Raw genomic sequence first — 18,755 nt, 5'->3', positions numbered from 1 at the left:
CCGCGAGAAGTCGTCGTTTCGCGTGCCGTCTCATCGTTGCTGCCTCACCTTCGTCGTCGAACGCGGGACCTGCAGCCGGTGCCGGGGCCGCTCCGCTCGGCGGAACGACCGCTGTCCGAACCCACATTGGTTACGAACAGATCACAGCAACCGGTTTCTTGACCGTAGGGGACCGGTTTCCCGGAGCGCAACCCCCAATTTCACCCGGTCCGCGGATCGACGCGTGTTGACGGGACCGCCGGACGTCAGGCGGCGGGCTCCGCAGAGCTCCGCGCCCACCCGGCCAGGAGGTCGGCCACCTGCACGCGCGGATCGCGGCGGGAGTCCACCTGCCGCACCCCGAGGAGCGGCGGCGGTGCGGGCGAGACCGCCGCGGCGAGGGTCGCGGCCAGGACGGCGGTGCGCTGCCGCGTCAGCGCGCTCTGCTCGTCGTGCACGACGACGACCGAGCGGCGGCCGTCGCTCCACCGCAGCACCGTCTCGGCCAGCGCCGGCACCAGCGGCTCGAGCGGGGGCGGGACGGCGGGATCGCCGTCGAGCAGCCGGTCCAGGACCGCCACGACGTCGCGCCGGGCCACGCCGGCCAGCTCCGGCACCCCGTCGGCCACCACGCCCGGGACCAGGGCGAGGAACCGGTCGACGGCGGCGCGGTCCGGCCGGCGCCGGTGCTTGAGGTGGGTCATCGCGACGAACGCGGCGAGGACGTCGGCCCGCTCCCGCAGGACGGCGACCGCGCCGACGCGGTCGTGACCGAGGCGCGTCCCGTCGACGTACGACGGCTCGCCCGTGAGCAGGTCGAGCACCCGCCCCGCGACGTGGTCGCGCTTGTCGACGACGTGCACCGTCGAGCGTCCCGCGAGCTCCGCCAGGAACCACGCCACCGCCTCCGGCTGCCCGGGCCGCAGCAGCAGGTGGGCCTTGTGCTCCGTCGTCCGGCGATGGTTGAACCGCGACCGCAGCGTGCCGAGCACGGCCGCCGCCTCGTCGCGGGTGAGGTCGACCCCCGCGTGCGCGATCACCGGCGACGCCGGGTCCAGCAGGTTCGTCCCGGTGAAGCCCGACTCGTCGCACGCGATCTCCACGATGGCGACCGGCCCGGACATGACGTCATCGTGGCGCGGCCGCTCGCCCACCACCACCGCATTCCGGGGACGGACCTGCCGTCTCCCCGTCCCTGCCGGCCGACCCCATGACAGATGTCACGGCCGAGGCGTGCGATCGGCACGGGAACCGGTGACTCCGGGCACTACCGAGCCTTCTCGCTCGCGGGTGGACTGGGTGCATCGTCCGACACGCCCCCGACACCCCCGGAGCACCTCGTGAATCTCGTCGACACCTTCCAGGACCTGGTCGCCCAGGTACCCGACCTGGTCCAGCCCCTGATCGTCGCGGTCGCGGCCATGGTCCCCTTCATCGAGGGGGAGGGCGGCGCGACCATCGGCATCATCGGCGGGATCCACCCCGCGGTCGCGGCCGTCGCCGCGATGCTCGGCAACTTCCTCGCCGTCACCGCCGTCGTGCTCGCCAGCGCCGGCGCCCGTGACGCGGTCGTGAACCGCCGCCGGGCGAAGGCCCGGCAGAGCAGCCCCGTCCCGGTGGGCTCCGGTCCCGCGCCGGGCGGCCAGGGCGCGCTCGCACCGGCGGAGGACCGCCGCGACGCGCGCCGCGCGAAGTTCCAGCGCGCCTACGAGCGCTACGGCGTCCCCGGCGTCAGCCTCCTCGGCCCGCTGCTGCTGCCCACCCACTTCACGGCCTCGATGCTGGTGGCGTCCGGCGTCGGCAAGGCGCGCGTGCTCGTCTGGCAGGCGGTGGCGATCGTCGGCTGGACCACGGTCACCGCCTTCGTCGCCAGCCGGCTGCTGAACCTCGTCTCCGGAACGGCTGCCTGAGACGCCGTCAGCGCACGACGTCGTAGACGAGCTTGACCACGCCGTTCGCGTACGCGGCCGACTCCCGCAACGACAGGGCGCGGCGGTCCGCGCCCTTCGTGCCGAAGATCGTCTTCCCCCCGGGGAGCAGGTACGGGAACACCAGCAGGTTGTAGCGGTCGACGAGGCCGGCCTCGCCCAGCCGCAGCGCGAGCTCCGCGCTGCCGTGGATGAAGATCGGGCCGCCGTCGGTCCGCTTGAGGGCGGCGACGTCCTGCGTGCCGCGCAGGATCGTCGTCGGACCCCAGCCGTCGACGAGGGCGTCGTCGTCGAGCGTCGACGACACGACGAACTTCGGGAGGTCCCGGTACGCCGCGTGGTCGTCGGAGCCGGGCCAGACCGCCGAGAACGCCTCGTAGCTGCGACGACCGAACATCAGGGCCGTCGTCTCCTCGAGCTCCTCGCCCTTGAGCGCGTACGCCTCGGGGAGGAACTCGGTGTCGAACACCCACCCGCCCCCGGGGTGGCCCTCGGCCGTCCCGCCCGGAGAGTCGACCGAGCCGTCGAGGGTGATGAATCCGGTGTAGACGAGCTCTCGTGCCATGGTCCCGCTCCTGTCGTGTGGCCTTCACTGCTGTCACTCCGAGGTCGAACGGCCGCGGCCCGGATCGACATCGTCGCGCGAACCGCCTGCGACCGGTGCGGCGTCAGGCAGGCAGCCCGAGGCTCCCCGGCGCCTCAGCACGATGGATACCGAGGTCGGTGCGGCCGGGCAGCAGGTCCGGGTGCAGCGCCCGGAGGTCCGACGGGTAGTCGCCGTCGCGCAGGCGGCGGAACGGCCGGCCGCGCTCGGTGCCGATCCCCGCGAGCCGCGCACGCAGCCGCTGCGCCTCGCGGTCCGCCGCGGCGGCGTCCAGGGAGTCGGCGTCGTGCACGACGTGCAGGTCGAGGGCCTCGATCCCGACGTACCAGAGCGCGCCGTGGGTGAGCGGGAAGAGCAGGGAGTCGAGGTCGCCGCTGACACCCCGGGGTCCCAGCGTGCGCTCGTCCTCGCCGACGGTCACCACGATGAGCGCCTTGCGCCGCGTGAGCCCGCCGTCGCCGTACCGTCGCGGCAGCCCGAGCACCGGGTCGAGGCCGTTGTCGTAGGCGAAGCCCTCCGTGAAGGTGCGGTCCAGCCAACCCTTGAGGATCGCCGGCGGCCCGTACCACCACAGCGGGAACTGGAGCACGAGCAGCTCCGCGCGAGCGACCTTCTCGTGCTCCGCCCGCACGTCCGGGGCGGTCTGGCCGCGGGCGTAGGCCTCCCCGGCCAGCGTGGCCAGGTTGCCGGGCCGGTCCGCGAGCTCGCCCAGGTCCCTCGCACCGAGCACGGGGTCGAAGCCCAGCTCGTAGAGGTCCGACGTCGCGACGTCGTGGTCCCGGGACAACGCCTCGACGCCGGCGCGGTACAGGTGGCCGTTGAGGGAGCTGCGGCGCGGGTGCGCGAGGACCCACAGCGCGGAGCCGGGGGTGGGCGTCTGGTCGACGGACATCGTGACCTCCAGGGGTGGGAGCGGATCGGAGCCTCGCCCGGTGCGTCGTGCGGGGCCGGGCTCCTCGGGTACGAGACGAGTCCACCCCTCGCCCGTGAGACGGAGAATGGTTGGAACGCTGGACCAGATACGTCGTCGTCTAACCTCGTGAGGGTGGACACCCTGACGGAAGTGCTCGACAACCTCCGCGCCTCGGGCTCCCTCATCGGGCAGGACGTGCTCACCGCGCCGTGGTCGGTCTGCGTCGAGGCGGGCCCCACGATCACGCTCGTGGCGATGCTCCGGGGTGACGGGTGGGTCCTGCACGACGACGCCGACCCGGTCCACCTGGGCACCCGGGACCTCGCGGTGCTCACCGGGCAGGGCAGTGCCCTCCTGGCCAGCGACCGCGAGGGCGGCGGTCACCCCATCTGCGCCCTGACCGCGGAGGGCGTCCGCGACGACGCGTCCGGGCAGCTCCTCGAGCAGGAACGTCTCGGCCACGGTGAGGCGGGCGGCACGTCGCCCCTGGTGGCCGAGCACGCGCTGCTGGCCGGGTCGTTCCGCACCTCGGGCCGCATCGCCGAGCGCCTGGTCGGTGCGCTGCCGCCCGTGCTCGTGGTGCCCCGCGCGCAGCAGAGCGCCCGCACGCTGGACCTGCTCGAGAGCGAGCTCGATCGGCAGGAGCCCGGCCAGCAGGCCGTGCTCGACCGGCTCCTGGACATCCTGCTGATCGGGGCCCTGCGGGACTGGTTCGCCCTGCCCCAGGCCGCCGCCCCCGCCTGGTACGGGGCCGCCGGAGACCCGGTGGTCGGCCCGGCGCTCAGGGCTCTGCACGCCGACCCGTCGCGCGCGTGGACCGTCGAGGCGCTGGCGCGCCGGGCCCGCGTCTCGCGGGCGACCTTCGCCCGCCGCTTCACCGAGGCGATGGGGGAGCCGCCCATCTCCTACCTCGCGGGCTGGAGGCTGTGCCTGGCGGCGGACCTCCTGCAGGAGCGCGACGACACCCTCGAGTCCATCGCCCGTCAGGTCGGCTACTCCAACGCCTACGCCCTCAGCGCCGCGTTCACCCGGGAGTACGGCGTGCGCCCGAGCCGGTACCGCTCCCAGGCCCGGCACGGCACCGAGCAGCCCGTGGCGTCGTGAGCCGGCCGGGCCGCACCGTCCCCAACGCAGCGAGGCCCGTCCATGGTGGCCTCCGGGTACACCCGGCTGCGGCCCGCAGGCACACCGGCCTCTCCGCGACGGTTTCCTGGCTGGGGCGGACGCCGCTCTTCAGTGGCGAGGGTCAGCCAGGGCTTGTTCGGAAGTACTGGTCAGGGGCGTTGCTGGAGCCAGGCGATGGGGGCGGCCGCGATCCGGGCGACGTCGCGCGGAGGGGCTGATCTCGGTGCGAGAAGGGCCTCCGGCCCGGGGACGTGGAAAGGGACGTCCCCGGGCCGGAGGCCCTTGCTGCGTGGTGCGACGCGTCAGACCTTCGGGGTCGCGGTGGTCGTGCCGCCCCCGTTGGTCGTGGTCGGAGCGATCGTGACGCGGTAGTTGTACTTGTGCGAGGCCGTGAACTTGTAGGTCTTCAGGCCGTACTTGTCCAGGGTGAGCGTCTTGCGCGTGTGCCAGCCGGTGGAGTTCTTGTACTGCACCTTCACCTTGGCGTACGAGTACGAGTGCCAGCCGGACGGGGTGTACCTCTTCAGGCCGATCTTGACGGTCTTGTGGCTGCCGCTCGAGGTCACCCGGACGACGTTGCCGTACTTGAGCTTGCCGTCGATCGAGGACTTCATCATGAAGGTGCCGCGGGAGTACGAGGCGTCCTTGAGCGTGACGTCCGGCGTGGTCGAGTTGTAGTCGGTGTCGACCACCACGCGCACGTTCTTCACCTTGAAGGTGCCGCGGCCCCAGGACGACTTCGCGGCGATGTAGGTGTCCAGGCTCTTGTAGTTCTGCGAGGCGACCGAGCCCAGGTCGAGGTTCTTCGCGACGCGGGTGCTGCCGCGGTAGACGTCGGCGGAGATGTCGGCCCACCAGTACTGGCCGTAGCCGCTGAGGTTGCCGAGCTTCACGCTCGTGTGGACGTCGTAGTACTTCGTCGCGGAGTTGGTCCCGGTGCTGCCGTTGGAGGGCGTGACCTTGATCGAGGTCACGTCGATCGCCGGGGCGGCGGCTGCGGTCGCGGGAGCGACGGCGGTGCCGAGCAAGAGCGAGGCCGCCGCCACCGTAGTGACCGCGAGCTTGGACAGGATGCGCATGGGGACCCTTTCGAGGGGAGAGATGAGCCGCGCGGATCCTATTCAGGTGCCCGTGATATGTGCCCGCCGAAACCACCGCCCGGACCGCCCAGAACCTGCGGTAGCGGATACCGGCGAGCGGCCTCGCCGGCGGGGCGACAGGTCGCGCAGGCCCGGGATGCCGGGCCTCACGGGGGCTGACCGGGCGGCCGTCGCCTCTCGGCCCGCCCTCCCGCGCGGCACGCGGCGGTCCTCCGAGGCCCGGAGATTTCACCCGCCCGGCCCACGCTCGGCCGCCTCCGCAGGTGCGCAGAGACCCCGGCCAGACAGCCACCCGCTCCTCACCGATCGGTAGGCATGAGGCGTCGCTTCTCCGTCCTCACGGGGAGGCCCCTCGCCAGCGAGGATCGACGGTGGCCGGGGCGGTGTGGTGGCGGTCGTGGTTGTCGTCGGAGCTCGGCGGGTGGGACGAGTCCGCTTGACCAGGCTCGAGACCAGGAGAGGGCTCGCGCCGTCACCCACAGCCGGATCAGACCTCCCGGAACGCAGAAAGTCCCGGCCAGGAGAACCTGACCGGGACTTTCCGAAGGCGTTCCGGCCCTGAAGCCGAAACCCTCCTCACGTGCGCGAGGGGGGAGTTGAACCCCCACGCCCTCTCGGGCACACGGACCTGAACCGTGCGCGTCTGCCTATTCCGCCACTCGCGCGTGCCGCAGAAGATTAGCACGGCGCCGGGGGTGCTCCCCAATCCCCTGCTGAGGGGTCCGCGCACCCCGGGAACGGCCCGGACCCGCCGCTGGCGGTGAGCGTGGCGGCCGTCACCGCGCCGTGACCTGCCGGTTCCGCTTCTGCGCCGAGCGTTCGCAGGAAATCCACACCGCGCGGAGGAGTGGTGCTGCGGCGCTGCCTACGATCTAGATAGTCTGCCCGCGGACGTGTCGGGCCAATGGGAGGAGGTGGCATGGGCGCCCTGGATCGCTTCGAGAAAGGCGTGGAGCGCGTGATGAACAACGCGTTCGCGAAGGTGGGTCGCAACAGCGAGATCAAGCCGGTCGAGCTGGCGAGCCGCCTGCGGCGCGAGATCGACGACCGCGCTGCCGTCGTCGGGCGCGACCGCACGGTCGTGCCGAACGAGTTCACGATCGAGCTGTCGTCCGCGGACTTCTCGCAGATCGACGCCTGGGGCGCGGAGACGATGGCCGACGAGCTGGCCACGAACCTCACCGAGTACGCCGCCTCGCAGCACTACGCCTTCGTGGGCCCGGTCAGCGTGTCGTTCGAGGAGCACGAGGACCTGCCGGGCGGCCGCTTCCAGCTCCGCTCCGCGACCGTGCGCGGCAACGTCGCCCCCGCCACGTCGGCGGCGCCGTCCACCCGCCACCCCCTCATCGACATCGACGGCCAGCGCTACCTGCTCACCGGCCCGGTGACGGTCATCGGCCGCGACGCCGAGGCCGACATCGTGGTCGACGACCCGGGTGTCTCGCGCCGCCACCTGGAGATCCGCGTGACGCCGGAGGGTGTCGTCGCGACCGACCTCGGCTCCACGAACGGCCTGTTCGTCGAGGGCCACCAGGTGCCCGCCGCCACCCTGCTGGACGGCAACACCCTGACCATCGGCCGTACCCGCATCATGTTCTGGACCGGCAGCGCCTCGGGCCAGCAGACCGAAGGCTGGTGATCCCCCCAGGATGAGTGAGCTGACGATCACCCTGCTGCGGCTGGGCTACCTGGTGCTGCTCTGGGTGTTCGTGCTCTCCGCGATCGCGGTGCTGCGCCGCGACCTGGCGCCGCGCGGCGCCCCGCGAGCCTCCAAGGCCGAGCGCCGTCGTGCCGAGTCGGCACCGGCCGCCGGTGCTCCCGCCGCCGCCGCGCCCGCGCCCGCCCGGCGCTCCGGTCCCACGCGCCTGGTCGTGACGACCGGCCCGCTGACCGGCACCACCCTCCCGCTGTCCTCGGCGTCGATCCTCATCGGGCGGTCGCCGGGCTGCACCCTCGTGCTCGACGACGACTACTCGTCGTCGCGGCACGCCCGCATCTTCCCGCAGGGTGACCAGTGGTACGTGGAGGACCTCGGATCGACGAACGGCACCTTCATCGGGGACACCCAGGTGTCGGGACCGCAGCCGCTGGCGCCGGGTGTCGGCGTCCGGATCGGCCAGTCCGTCGTCGAGCTCCAGGGGTGACCGCTCCGTGACCCTCACCCTGCGCTACGCCGCGCGGTCCGACGTCGGGCTCGTGCGGTCCAACAACCAGGACTCCGCGTACGCCGGGCCGCACCTGCTGGCCGTCGCCGACGGCATGGGCGGGCACGCGGGCGGCGACGTCGCGTCGCGGCTCGCGATCGCCGCCCTCGCGCCGCTCGACCGCACGGAGCACGGCCCCGAGGAGGCGCTGACCGACCTCGAGCAGACCGTGGAGCGTGCCCGGCAGGACCTGGTCCGGGTCAGCGACGCCGACCCCGAGCTGGTCGGCATGGGCACCACCGTCACCGCCCTCCTGCACACCGGCACCACCCTGGTGATGGCGCACCTCGGCGACTCGCGCGCCTATCTGCTGCGCGAGGGCCGCCTGACGCAGGTCACGGTGGACCACACGTTCGTGCAGCACCTGGTGGACACCGGCCGCATCTCGCCCGAGGAGGCGGAGCACCACCCGCAACGCAACGTCGTCATGCGGGTGCTGGGCGACTTCGACGTCGACCTCACGCCCGACATGTCGGTGCGCGAGGCGCGCGCCGGCGACCGGTGGCTGCTCTGCTCGGACGGGCTGTCCGGGTTCGTCTCGCCCGAGCAGATCACCGAGGTGCTCACCGAGACCTCGGCGCCCGACGAGGCGGCCGACCTGCTGATCACGCTGTCCATGACGGCGGGCAGCACCGACAACATCACCGTCGTCGTCGCCGACGTCGTGGAGGACGGCGACGCCCCCGCGACCGAGGACGCGGCGTCGGCCCCAGTCGAGGGCGCGACCGTGCCGCAGGTCGTGGGCGCGGCCGCGACGGGCGAGCTCCCCGCGGTCCTCCAGAACCCGGTCGAGGACCCGGCCGACGACCCCGTGCCCACCGAGCAGGACGCCGCCGACGACGACGCGGACGACCCCGAGGACGACGACGACGCCCGGCCCGCCCGCAAGCGCCGGCCCTGGATCACGGTGCTCGTGGTGCTCGTGGTGCTCGGCGGACTCGGGTACGGCCTGTGGCGCGCGTACGGCTGGACGCAGCAGCAGTACTACGTCGGCGTCGCCGACGGCGAGGTCGCCGTCTTCCAGGGCATCCCGGCCAGCGCCGGCCCCCTCACCCTCTCCACCCCGGTGGAGCTCACCGGCACCCCGGTCTCCGACCTGCCGGACTACTGGGCGGATCGCCTCGACGGGTCCATCCGGGCGTCGTCCGAGGCCGAGGCTCGCGAGCGAGCGGACCGGCTCATCACCGAGGCCGCCCCCGAGCCGACCCTGTCCCCCACCCCCTCCGCGACCCCGTCGAGCACGCCGTCCCCCTCGAAGAGCACGGCGACCTCGAAGCCCTCGAAGCAGCCCGCCGACTCCGAGCAGGCGGCGGGCACGACCGACAGCGCCGACAGCAAGGCCGACGGGGGGTCGAAGGGGTGAGCGCCGCCGTCGAGACCCCCGCCGGGCGCACGGTCGAGCCCACCGAACGCCGTCCCGCACGCCTGGCCGAGCTGTTCCTGCTGATCCTCGCCCTGACCGCGGGCATCAGCGCGTTCGCGATGGTCGGCCGCAGCGTCACGGGCGAGCTGCCCGGCGACTTCTGGGCCGTCAGCCTGCTCCTGGTGGGCATCGCCGCAGCCGCGCACATCGTGCTGCGCCTCCGCGCGCCGTGGGCCGACCAGGTGATCCTGCCCGCGGTCGTGCTGCTCAACGGGCTCGGCCTGGCCATGATCCTGCGGCTGGAGCTCGCGGGCACGAAGGGCGCCGACGCCTGGTCGCAGATGATGTACACCGCGCTCGGCGCGGTCATCGCGATCCTCCTCGTCTGGTTCCTGCGCGACCACCGCTGGATCCGCCGCCTCACCTACACGGCGATGCTGGTGGGCCTGGGGCTCGTCGTCCTGCCGCTGCTGCCCGTCATCGGGCGCGAGATCAACGGCGCCCGCATCTGGGTGAACATCGCCGGCTTCTCCCTGCAGCCCGCCGAGTTCGCGAAGATCGCGTTCGCGATCTTCTTCGCCGGCTACCTCGTGACCAACCGCGACACCCTGGCCCTGGCGGGCAAGAAGGTGCTCGGCCTGCAGCTGCCGCGCATCCGCGACCTCGGCCCGATCATCATCGTGTGGGCCGCGTCGCTGGCCGTCCTCGTCTTCGAGCGCGACCTGGGCACCTCGCTGCTGTTCTTCGGGCTGTTCGTCGCGATGCTGTACCTCGCCACCGAGCGGTTCAGCTGGGTGCTCATCGGCCTCGTGCTGTTCGCGGCGGGCGCGCTCGTCGCCGCGAGCGTGTTCCCGCACGTCGGCGCCCGCATGGACGTCTGGCTGCACCCGTTCGACAACGAGCTGTACAACGCGGTCGGCGGGTCGTACCAGATCGTGCAGGGCACGTTCGCGCTCGCCGCGGGGGGCCTGTTCGGCACCGGCTGGGGCGAGGGCTACCCGTACCTCGTGCCGTACGCCTTCTCCGACTTCATCTACTCCTCGCTGGGCGAGGAGCTCGGTCTCACCGGCCTGCTCGCCATCCTGCTGGCGTACCTGCTCATCGTGCAGCGCGGCCTGCGCACGGCGATCGCGGTGCGCGACGGCTTCGGCAAGCTGCTGGCCGGCGGCCTCGCGTTCGTCATGGCGCTGCAGCTCTTCGTCGTCGTCGGCGGCATCACGCGGATCATCCCGCTCACCGGCCTGACGCTGCCGTTCATGGCGCAGGGCGGGTCGTCGCTGCTCGCCAACTGGATCGTCATCGCGCTGCTGCTGCGGATCTCCGACAACGCCCGGCGCCCGTCGGCGCTGCCGATGCGCGGCACGGTCGCGCAGGGCGGCGCCATGCACGACCCCATCGTGGTCGGCGCGCACGACGGGACGACGCCCGGTGGCGGCGTCCCCGTCCGCCGGTCCGCCGCGGACGCGCCCTCGCGCGGGTCGACGCCGTCGCACCCCACCGAGGCGTTCGGCGGGCCGCTGGACCCCCGACGCGACGATCCCCGAGGCACGACTGGAGGTGAGCACCTGTGAACACGACCCTGCGCCGGCTCGCGAGCGTCGTCATGGTCATGTTCCTGGCGCTCATGGTGTCGACCACGTGGATCCAGTTCTTCCACGCCGACGAGCTCAACAGCGACACCCGCAACATCCGCTCGATCTACGCCGAGTACGGGCGCGCCCGCGGCCCGATCGTCGTCGGGGGCGAGGCGGTCGCGCTGTCCAAGCCCGTCGACGACGAGTTCGGCTACCAGCGCGAGTACACGAACGGCAAGCTCTACGCGCCGCTGACCGGCTTCTTCTCGCTGGCCAACGGCACGACGGCGATCGAGCACGCGGAGAACGACTACCTCAACGGGCAGGCCGACGCCCTGTGGGTGGACCGGCTGCAGAACCTGCTCACCGGTCGTGACCCGGAGGGCTCGTCGGTGGAGCTCACCATCGACCCGAAGGCGCAGAAGGCCGCCTGGGACGCGCTCGGCGACCAGCAGGGCGCCGTCGTCGCGCTCGACCCGAAGACCGGCGCCGTCCTCGCGATGGTGTCCAAGCCCTCCTTCGACCCGAACGACCTGGCGTCGCACTCCACCAAGGAGGCAGGCCAGGCGTACACCGACCTGCTCAACGACGACGACGACCCGCTGGTCAACCGCGCCACGGCGTGGAACCCGCCCCCGGGCTCGACGTTCAAGCTCGTCACGACGGCCGCCGCGCTCGAGAGCGGCGACTACACGCCCGACACGGTGATCGACGCCCCGTCCACCTACACCCTGACCGGCACGAGCACCCAGGTCGGGAACTTCGCGGGCACCTCCTGCGCCTCCTCGGGGGAGATGACGCTGGCCGACGCGCTGCGGATCTCCTGCAACACGGCCTTCCTGGGTCTCGGTGGCGAGCTCGGCGCCGACGCGATGAACGAGCAGGCCGAGAAGTTCGGGTTCGGCAGCAGGTACGAGGTCCCGTTCTCGACCGCCGCGAGCCAGTACGACCCCGACCCGGACGAGATGAACTCCGCGCAGGTGGAGCTGTCCGGAATCGGCCAGGGCAGCGTGGCCGCCACGCCGATGCAGGTCGCCATGGTCTCCGCCGCGATCGCGAACGGCGGCGAGGTCATGCAGCCCTACTCGGTCGACACGGTCCGCGACCCGCAGCTCGAGGTGGTCCGCCAGACGTCGCCCACCAGCCTCGGCCGTGCCGTCTCGGACAAGACCGCGAGCCAGCTCACCGACATGATGAAGAGCGTCGTCGAGTCCGGGTCGGGCACCACCGCCCAGATCCCGGGCGTCCAGGTGGCCGGCAAGACCGGCACCGCCCAGCACGGCGACAACTCCCAGCCGCCGCACGTGTGGTTCACCGGGTTCGCGCCGGCCGACGACCCGCAGGTCGCGGTGGCCGTCGTCGTCAAGAACGGCGGCAAGCTCGGTGGCCAGGCCACCGGCGGCTCGGTGTCCGCGCCGATCGCGAAGGCCGTCATGGAAGCGGTGCTGAACGGATGAGGCCGTCCACGGGGCTCGCGCTCGGCGAGCGTTACCGCCTCACGCGCCGGATCGCCATCGGCGGCATGGGCGAGGTCTGGGTGGCCGACGACGGCTACCTGGGCCGGGAGGTCGCCGTGAAGGTGCTCCGCGAGGAGTACACGGGCAACGAGGACTTCCTGCGCCGCCTGCGCACGGAGGCGCGCAACAGCGCCGCCCTGTCGCACCCGAACATCGCGCAGATGTACGACTACGGCGAGCAGGACGGCGCCGGCTTCCTCGTCATGGAGCTGGTGCTGGGCGAGCCGCTGGCCGACCTGCTGGAGCGCGAGCCCGTCGTCGCGCCCCGCAAGCTGCTGCCGATCCTCGCCGCCACGGCGCGGGGCCTGCACCACGCGCACCTGGCCAAGGTGGTGCACCGCGACGTCAAGCCCGGCAACATCCTGCTGGAGCACGGCGGCAGCGTGAAGATCACCGACTTCGGCGTCTCGCTCGCCGCGAACCAGGCCCCCATGACGGCCACCGGCATGGTCATGGGCACGGCGCAGTACCTGTCGCCCGAGCAGGCGGTGGGGCAGCCCGCGACGGCGGCGTCCGACCTGTACGCGCTCGGCGTCGTCGCGTACGAGGCGACGGCGGGCAAGCGCCCGTTCACGGGCTCGACGCCGGTCGACATCGCCGTGGCGCACGTCAACGCCCCGGTCCCGCCCCTGCCCACGCACGTGCACCCGGGTCTCGCGGACGTCATCGGGCGCATGCTCGAGAAGGACCCGTCGCGCCGACCCGAGTCGGCCGCCGCGCTCGCGGGGGAGCTCGAGTCGCTCGCCCGCGAGATCGCGGAGGACCCGCTGGGCGCCCGGTCCCGGTCCGCGCGGCGCGCCGCCGCCGCCCGCCAGGGCGCCCGACCCGCCCGCGCCGTCCCCGCGCACGCCGCCCCCACGACGCCGCGACCCGCCGGCCCGGCCGGCCCCTCAGGTCACGCCGGCACCGCCGGGCCGAACGCTCCCGCCGGCCCCGCCACGCCGCCGTCGGCCGCGCTGCCGGTCGCGTGGTCGTCGGTCACGCCGTCCGACGACGAGCGCACGACGGCCTCCGGGCCGGCGCGCCACGGCGACGAGCCGGCCCCGCCGACGCCCGTCGACGACCTCGCCGCCGGCCGCGCCTACCCGCTGCGCCGCGACGTGCGCGCCGGCGCCCACGACGCCCGCCGTCCCCCGGTGCGCAAGACCGCCCCGACCGGCACCCGGAGCCGTTCGGCGTCCCGCGCCGCGCCCGAGGCGAAGCCGGAGCGCCGGACGTCCACGTCGACGGGCCAGCGCTTCGGCCCCCTCGGGCGCCTCTCCTGGCCGCTGCTCGCGCTGCTCGGCCTCCTCGTCGTCCTGCTGCTCGCCACCATCGTGCAGGCCATGGCGGCCGACGCCGGGGGCCAGGCGGCGGCCCTCCTGGTGGGACCGGCCCTCGCGGTCTCCCGCCCCTCCCGCACGGCTGCCCCTCCCTCCTCTGGGATGATGCTCCGAGACACGCCGCGCGCCCCGCGCGCGGCCATGACCGAGAAGGACTTCTGAGTGGTGGACAACACGCCCCGGGTACTCGCCGGCCGCTACGAGGTCGGTGAGCTCATCGGCCGCGGCGGCATGGCCGAGGTGCACATCGGGCACGACACGCGCCTGGGTCGCACCGTCGCGATCAAGGTGCTGCGGTCCGACCTCGCCCGCGACCCGTCCTTCCTGGCACGGTTCCGTCGCGAGGCCCAGTCGGCCGCCGCGCTGAACCACCCCGCCATCGTCGCCGTGTACGACACCGGTGAGGACACGCACACGGACACGCAGGGCGCATCCGTGCACGTCCCGTTCATCGTCATGGAGTACGTCGAGGGCCACACGGTCCGCGACATCCTCCAGGACGGCGCGGCGGTGCCGATCGAGGAGGCCGTCGAGATCACGGCCGGCATCCTCAGCGCGCTCGAGTACTCGCACCAGGCCGGCATCGTGCACCGCGACATCAAGCCCGCCAACGTGATGATCACGCCGACGGGCGCGGTCAAGGTGATGGACTTCGGCATCGCCCGCGCGATGGCGGACTCCGCCGCGACCATGACGCAGACGCACGCCGTCATCGGCACGGCCCAGTACCTGTCGCCCGAGCAGGCCCGCGGCGAGACGGTGGACGCCCGCAGCGACCTGTACTCCACCGGGTGCGTGCTGTTCGAGCTGCTCACCGGGCGCCCGCCGTTCATGGGCGACTCCCCGGTCGCCGTGGCGTACCAGCACGTCGGGCAGGCGCCGCAGCGACCCAGCGAGCTCGCCTCGGACGTGCCCGAGGTGCTCGACCGCATCGTGCTCAAGGCGCTCACGAAGGACCGCGACGCCCGCTACTCGACGGCGGCGGAGTTCCGCGCGGACCTCGAGACCGCGCTGCGCGGGGGCGACGTCACCGCGCCGCTCATCGGCGCGGCCATGGCCGGCGCCGCGGCGACGCAGGTCATGGGCCAGCCCCAGGGCACGCAGGTGATGGACCCGGCGAGCACGTCGCAGTGGGGCACCACCGGTGTCCAGGGCGCGAACGGCGAGCCCGACGACGAGAAGAAGAGCCGCAAGGGGCTCATGTGGACGCTCATCGCGATCGGCGCCGTCGCGCTGGCCGCGATCATCACGTTCCTCGTCATGAACGGCGCCGAGGCCAAGACCACCGTGCCCGAGCTCAAGTCCAACGTCACGCCCGCCGAGGCGGAGCGGGAGATCACGGCCGCGGGGCTCGAGTACGAGCAGGCCGTGGACACCGAGTCCACGGAGCCGGAGAACACCTTCCTGGGGCAGAACCCGGCGGGCGGCGCCGAGGTGGACCGCGGGACCATCGTCACCGTGACGTTCTCCGCCGGCCCGGACACCGTCGCCGTGCCGAAGCTCTCCGGCCTCACGCAGGACGAGGCCGAGGCAGAGCTCGAGAAGCTGAACCTCACGCTCGGCGAGGTCTCGCAGGAGAACAGCAAGGGCGTCGAGAAGGACCACGTCGTCAAGTCCGACCCGGCCGAGGGTCAGGCGGTCAGCGAAGGATCGGCCGTCGACATCGTCGTCTCCACCGGTCAGGTCGACCTGCCGAACCTGGTGGGCATGACCGAGGGCAAGGCCAAGGAGACGATCACCAACCTCGGGCTCAACTCGGAGACCAGCACCGAGGAGAGCGACGAGAAGGCCGGCACCGTGATCCGCCAGAGCCCGCAGTCCGGTTCGGTCCCGCAGGGCAGCGGGGTCTCGATCGTCATCGCCAAGGAGAAGGCCCCGGAGATGACGACGGTGCCGAACGTCGTCGGGCAGACTGCTGCGGACGCCCAGGCCGCCATCAGCGGCGCGAGCCTGAACCCGCAGATCACCTTCGAGCCCTCGGACGACGTGCCGAACGGCACGGTGATCTCCCAGGACCCGGAGGGCGGGGAGGCCGAGGTCGGCTCGAACGTCGCCGTCGTGGTGTCCAGCGGCCCGGAGGCGGAGGAGACGCCCACGGGGGAGCCGTCCGGCGACCCCACGGACGACGAGACCGACGACGCCGGCGGGCTGCCGGGTCTCGACCTCGGCGGCGACAGCTAGGGCCGGTCGAGCTCCCCAGCCGCATCGGATCCACTAAGGTCGCTCAGCATGACCGAGGTCGACATCTCCGCCGGCCTCGTCCGCGACCTGCTGCGGGACCAGCACCCGGACCTGGCGGAGCTGCCCCTCCGCGAGGTGGAGGGCGGCTGGGGCAACCAGATGTGGCGGCTCGGGGACGAGCTCGCCGTGCGCATCCAGCGGATGGATACCGTCCCCGATCACCAGCTCAAGGAGCGCCGGTGGCTGCCGCTGCTCGCCCCGCGTCTGCCGTTGCCCATCCCCGTCCCGGTGCGCAGTGGTGCGCCCTCCGAGCGGTTCCCCAAGGTGTGGACGGTCATGACCTGGGTGCCGGGCACGCCGCTGGACCACGCCTCGATCACCCGCGGCGAGCACGCGGCCGACACCCTGGCGGCGTTCCTCCGGGCGCTGCATGTGGCAGCGCCCGCCGACGCACCGACGGAGGGCGGGCGCGGCGCGCATCCCCACGACTGGTCGGACGGCTTCGACCACTTCTTCGACTCGGTCGACGCCGACGCGATCGGTTCCGACGCCGCCGACGTCCGGGCGGTCTGGGACGACGCGGTCTCGGCCGCGGCGTGGACGGGTCCGCCGGTGTGGGTGCACGGCGACCTGCACCCCGCGAACGTGGTCGTCGCGGACGGGACGCTGGCCGGCGTCGTCGACTTCGGTGACCTGTCCGCCGGCGACCCGGCGTCAGACCTGGCGGCCGCCTGGGTCCTGCTGCCGAAGGGCGCGGCCGCACGCTTCTTCGCCACCTACGGGGAGGCGGACGACGCGACGGTCCGGCGCGCCCGCGGGCTGGCCGCGCTGAAGAGTCTCTTCCTGATGCTGATGGGTCAGAACGGGGACCGTGGCCTTCCCGGCGGCAAGCCGGCATGGGGTCCAGCCGGACGGGCGGCTCTCGACCGGGTCCTGGCGAGCGTCTGACCCGGCTTCCCGACGAGCCGCTCGCGACGACGTCAGCCCTGGTGCACCAGCGGTGCCATGCCGGCGGACCGCTCGACCGCGCCGTCGTCGCCGCACACGGCGAGCCAGTTGGCGAGCAGCCGGTGCCCGCCCTCGGTGAGCACGGACTCGGGGTGGAACTGCACACCGTGCAGCGGCAGCTCGCGGTGCTGGAGACCCATGACGACGCCGCTCGCCGTCGCGCCCGTCACCTCGAGCTCGGCGGGCACGGTCTCCGGGAGCACGGCGAGGGAGTGGTAGCGCGTGGCCGTGAACGGCGACGCGAGGCCGTCGAGCACGCCCTCGCCGTCGTGCTCGACGAGGCTGGTCTTGCCGTGCATGAGCTCCGGCGCGTGCGCGACCGTGGCGCCGTACACCTCCGCGAGGGCCTGGTGGCCCAGGCACACGCCGAGCATCGGCGTGCGGGAGCGGGCGCAGGCGCGGATGACGTCCTCCGACGAGCCGGCCTCCTTCGGGGTGCCGGGGCCCGGGGAGACGAGCACGCCGTCGAAGGGCGCGCCGTCCGCGTCGTGGAAGACGCCGTCGGCGTCGGGCTCGGGCACCGCGTCGTTGCGCACCACGACGGTGCGTGCCCCGAGCTGGTCGAGGTAGCCGACAATCGTGTAGACGAACGAGTCGTAGTTGTCGACCACGAGGATGCGCGGGCCGGCGGGGGTGGGGGCGGGGGTGGTCATGGCTGTCTCGCTTCGGGGAGGTGGTCAGGCGGGCTGCGGGGCGGGACGGCGGCCACGCCATCGCCGGCCCGGCCCCGGCACCGCGGCGCCCACGACGGTCGTGGCGCTCACGAGAACACGTCCGTGCCGGCGGGGACCGTCGCGTACTTCATCTCGGAGCTGCCGGTGTACGCGGGGAGCTGGAGCGTGCCCGCGTCCTTGACCGACCAGCCGAGGGCGACCCAGTCGACGTACTGCTGGTAGATCGCGACGCCCGGGTCCGCGTCGAGCGAGTCCCGCAGCTCCTGGGGGTCGCCCACCGCCTCGATCACGTACGGAGGGGAGAAGACCTTGCCGTGCAGCAGCAGGATGTTGCCGGAGCAGCGGAACGCCGACGTCGCGGTGACGCGCTCGCCCTGCAGCGTCATCGCCTCGGCGCCGCCCGCCCACAGCGCGTTGATCACGTGCTGCACGTCCTGCTGGTGCACGACCAGGTCGTCCGGCCGCACCCCGGCGATCGACTGGCTGGACGCGGGCGCATCGTCGAGCGCCACCCGCAGCCCGGGCCCCGAGACGGCCGCGGCGCCGGTGACGACCGACTCGTCGGCCACGAGGTCGGCGCTCCGCGTGGGCAGGTCCGTGCCGGTCTGCTTGCCGAGGTCGTCGATCTCGGCCTCGAGCTCGTTCATGCGGTCGGTGAGGCCGGCCACCCGGTCGGACTCCGTGGTGACGAGCTCGGCGAGGTCCTGCGGGTCGCGACCGTCCTTGGTGTCAGCGAGCTGCGCGCTGGCGGTGAACAGGAGCCCGGACGCGGCGAGGACGCACGCGACGGTCGCGCTCTGGCGCAGTCGGCGGTTCATCGGCACCCCTGTCAGTCCCCTGCTGTCCTTCTCGAGCCTGCTGACGACTACGCTAGTCGACAGAATCGCCGACGGTGGCGGGCATCCGGCCCGCGGCCGCCACCCACCCGTCCGGACAGGAGACCTCCCCGTGCCCGAGTCGAAGTCCCGCAAGAAGAAGAGCACGCCCGACGAGCAGCCGGTCACGCCGAAGGCGAAGCCGCAGGGCAACCCCCGCTGGCTGGTGCCGACGATGCTCACGCTCATGCTGCTGGGCCTCGCGTGGATCGTCCTGTACTACCTCACGGCACAGGGCCTGGGGCTCCCGATCCCGGCGCTCGGCGCCTGGAACCTCGCCGTCGGGTTCGTGCTGATCATCGCGGGTTTCGGGCTCACCACGCGCTGGCGCTGACGCCAGGACTTCCACCCGTGTAGTTCGTTCCACACCTGTGGGCAACCCTGTGGA

General features: G+C 73.0%; 17 protein-coding genes and 1 tRNA gene. 11 read left to right on the top strand and 7 right to left on the bottom strand.

Annotated features, from left to right (window positions below; translation table 11 throughout):
• Positions 1–245: 245 nt before the first annotated feature.
• Positions 246–1,103, bottom strand: coding sequence for a DUF3800 domain-containing protein (locus ACFQ8E_RS04875; RefSeq protein ID WP_430549446.1), 858 nt, complete (start codon positions 1,101–1,103; stop codon positions 246–248).
• A 216-nt stretch (positions 1,104–1,319) separates the two neighbouring features.
• On the opposite strand from ACFQ8E_RS04875, the gene ACFQ8E_RS04870 reads away from it, so the two are divergent.
• Positions 1,320–1,889, top strand: a complete 570-nt coding sequence (locus tag ACFQ8E_RS04870) for a small multidrug efflux protein (RefSeq protein ID WP_430549445.1) — start codon at positions 1,320–1,322, stop codon at positions 1,887–1,889.
• A 7-nt stretch (positions 1,890–1,896) separates the two neighbouring features.
• Here the strand turns inward: ACFQ8E_RS04870 and ACFQ8E_RS04865 are convergent, their stop codons facing one another.
• On the bottom strand, positions 1,897–2,472 hold the full coding sequence (locus ACFQ8E_RS04865; RefSeq protein WP_430549444.1) for a dihydrofolate reductase family protein: 576 nt from the start codon (positions 2,470–2,472) through the stop codon (positions 1,897–1,899).
• Between the two features lie 103 nt (positions 2,473–2,575).
• The gene (locus ACFQ8E_RS04860) at positions 2,576–3,403 is read right to left on the bottom strand and encodes an NAD(P)H-dependent oxidoreductase (protein WP_430549443.1); all 828 of its coding nucleotides are present in this window, start codon (positions 3,401–3,403) and stop codon (positions 2,576–2,578) included.
• A gap of 153 nt (positions 3,404–3,556) precedes the next feature.
• Between ACFQ8E_RS04860 and ACFQ8E_RS04855 the strand changes: the two genes are divergently transcribed.
• Positions 3,557–4,528: a cupin domain-containing protein gene (locus ACFQ8E_RS04855; protein ID WP_430549442.1), complete on the top strand. Its 972-nt coding sequence runs from the start codon at positions 3,557–3,559 to the stop codon at positions 4,526–4,528.
• Positions 4,529–4,851: 323 nt separating this feature from the next.
• Here ACFQ8E_RS04855 and ACFQ8E_RS04850 read toward each other — a convergent pair whose 3' ends face one another.
• Together ACFQ8E_RS04850 and ACFQ8E_RS04845 are read right to left on the bottom strand one after the other, a co-directional pair.
• Positions 4,852–5,628 carry a hypothetical protein gene (locus ACFQ8E_RS04850; protein ID WP_430549441.1) on the bottom strand — a complete coding sequence of 259 codons (777 nt, stop codon included), beginning with the start codon at positions 5,626–5,628 and terminating at the stop codon, positions 4,852–4,854.
• 602 nt (positions 5,629–6,230) lie between these two features.
• Positions 6,231–6,314, bottom strand: a tRNA-Leu gene (locus ACFQ8E_RS04845).
• 254 nt (positions 6,315–6,568) lie between these two features.
• Between ACFQ8E_RS04845 and ACFQ8E_RS04840 the strand changes: the two genes are divergently transcribed.
• The 8 genes from ACFQ8E_RS04840 to ACFQ8E_RS04805 are packed head-to-tail and all read left to right on the top strand — an operon-like array spanning position 6,569 to position 16,758.
• Positions 6,569–7,288: an FhaA domain-containing protein gene (locus ACFQ8E_RS04840; RefSeq protein WP_430549440.1), complete on the top strand. Its 720-nt coding sequence runs from the start codon at positions 6,569–6,571 to the stop codon at positions 7,286–7,288.
• 10 nt (positions 7,289–7,298) lie between these two features.
• Positions 7,299–7,793 carry an FHA domain-containing protein gene (locus tag ACFQ8E_RS04835; protein WP_430549439.1) on the top strand — a complete coding sequence of 165 codons (495 nt, stop codon included), beginning with the start codon at positions 7,299–7,301 and terminating at the stop codon, positions 7,791–7,793.
• Between the two features lie 7 nt (positions 7,794–7,800).
• Complete coding sequence (locus ACFQ8E_RS04830; RefSeq protein WP_430549438.1) at positions 7,801–9,216, top strand: Stp1/IreP family PP2C-type Ser/Thr phosphatase; 1,416 nt, start codon at positions 7,801–7,803, stop codon at positions 9,214–9,216.
• Entirely contained in the window at positions 9,213–10,787 is a 1,575-nt protein-coding gene (locus ACFQ8E_RS04825) for an FtsW/RodA/SpoVE family cell cycle protein (protein ID WP_430549437.1), read from the top strand. The genes ACFQ8E_RS04830 and ACFQ8E_RS04825 overlap by 4 nt, the downstream gene beginning before the upstream one ends.
• Complete coding sequence (locus ACFQ8E_RS04820; protein ID WP_430549436.1) at positions 10,784–12,247, top strand: peptidoglycan D,D-transpeptidase FtsI family protein; 1,464 nt, start codon at positions 10,784–10,786, stop codon at positions 12,245–12,247. The genes ACFQ8E_RS04825 and ACFQ8E_RS04820 overlap by 4 nt, the downstream gene beginning before the upstream one ends.
• Complete coding sequence (locus ACFQ8E_RS04815; RefSeq protein WP_430549435.1) at positions 12,244–13,791, top strand: protein kinase; 1,548 nt, start codon at positions 12,244–12,246, stop codon at positions 13,789–13,791. The genes ACFQ8E_RS04820 and ACFQ8E_RS04815 overlap by 4 nt, the downstream gene beginning before the upstream one ends.
• A complete protein-coding gene (pknB, locus tag ACFQ8E_RS04810; RefSeq protein WP_430549434.1) occupies positions 13,792–15,810 on the top strand; it encodes a Stk1 family PASTA domain-containing Ser/Thr kinase in 2,019 nt (672 codons plus the stop codon).
• 48 nt (positions 15,811–15,858) lie between these two features.
• Positions 15,859–16,758 carry an aminoglycoside phosphotransferase family protein gene (locus ACFQ8E_RS04805; RefSeq protein WP_430549433.1) on the top strand — a complete coding sequence of 300 codons (900 nt, stop codon included), beginning with the start codon at positions 15,859–15,861 and terminating at the stop codon, positions 16,756–16,758.
• 32 nt (positions 16,759–16,790) lie between these two features.
• On the opposite strand, the gene ACFQ8E_RS04800 is transcribed toward ACFQ8E_RS04805, so the two are convergent.
• Together ACFQ8E_RS04800 and ACFQ8E_RS04795 are read right to left on the bottom strand one after the other, a co-directional pair.
• Positions 16,791–17,471 (bottom strand): aminodeoxychorismate/anthranilate synthase component II, encoded by a 681-nt coding sequence (locus ACFQ8E_RS04800; protein WP_430549432.1) that lies wholly within the window; start codon positions 17,469–17,471, stop codon positions 16,791–16,793.
• 107 nt (positions 17,472–17,578) lie between these two features.
• Positions 17,579–18,310, bottom strand: coding sequence for a DUF881 domain-containing protein (locus ACFQ8E_RS04795; RefSeq protein WP_430549431.1), 732 nt, complete (start codon positions 18,308–18,310; stop codon positions 17,579–17,581).
• A gap of 130 nt (positions 18,311–18,440) precedes the next feature.
• On the opposite strand from ACFQ8E_RS04795, the gene ACFQ8E_RS04790 reads away from it, so the two are divergent.
• The gene (locus tag ACFQ8E_RS04790) at positions 18,441–18,701 is read left to right on the top strand and encodes a cell division protein CrgA (RefSeq protein WP_430549430.1); all 261 of its coding nucleotides are present in this window, start codon (positions 18,441–18,443) and stop codon (positions 18,699–18,701) included.
• The last annotated feature ends 54 nt before the right edge of the window (positions 18,702–18,755 follow it).

Source organism: Isoptericola sp. NPDC056573, from assembly GCF_042793335.1.
GTDB lineage: Bacteria > Actinomycetota > Actinomycetes > Actinomycetales > Cellulomonadaceae > Isoptericola.
Note: the sequence above shows the minus strand (reverse complement) of the source record. Positions and strands in the feature narration are given on the sequence as shown.

What these genes read in the sequence shown, in the direction of transcription:
- ACFQ8E_RS04865 (WP_430549444.1), bottom strand. Translation starts at nt 2,472, where the DNA reads ATGGCACGAGAGCTCGTCTACACCGGATTCATCACCCTCGACGGCTCG.
- ACFQ8E_RS04850 (WP_430549441.1), bottom strand. Translation starts at nt 5,628, where the DNA reads ATGCGCATCCTGTCCAAGCTCGCGGTCACTACGGTGGCGGCGGCCTCG.
- ACFQ8E_RS04835 (WP_430549439.1), top strand. Translation starts at nt 7,299, where the DNA reads ATGAGTGAGCTGACGATCACCCTGCTGCGGCTGGGCTACCTGGTGCTG.
- ACFQ8E_RS04795 (WP_430549431.1), bottom strand. Translation starts at nt 18,310, where the DNA reads ATGAACCGCCGACTGCGCCAGAGCGCGACCGTCGCGTGCGTCCTCGCC.
- ACFQ8E_RS04800 (WP_430549432.1), bottom strand. Translation starts at nt 17,471, where the DNA reads ATGACCACCCCCGCCCCCACCCCCGCCGGCCCGCGCATCCTCGTGGTC.
- ACFQ8E_RS04805 (WP_430549433.1), top strand. Translation starts at nt 15,859, where the DNA reads ATGACCGAGGTCGACATCTCCGCCGGCCTCGTCCGCGACCTGCTGCGG.
- ACFQ8E_RS04815 (WP_430549435.1), top strand. Translation starts at nt 12,244, where the DNA reads ATGAGGCCGTCCACGGGGCTCGCGCTCGGCGAGCGTTACCGCCTCACG.
- ACFQ8E_RS04875 (WP_430549446.1), bottom strand. Translation starts at nt 1,103, where the DNA reads ATGTCCGGGCCGGTCGCCATCGTGGAGATCGCGTGCGACGAGTCGGGC.
- ACFQ8E_RS04860 (WP_430549443.1), bottom strand. Translation starts at nt 3,403, where the DNA reads ATGTCCGTCGACCAGACGCCCACCCCCGGCTCCGCGCTGTGGGTCCTC.
- ACFQ8E_RS04840 (WP_430549440.1), top strand. Translation starts at nt 6,569, where the DNA reads ATGGGCGCCCTGGATCGCTTCGAGAAAGGCGTGGAGCGCGTGATGAAC.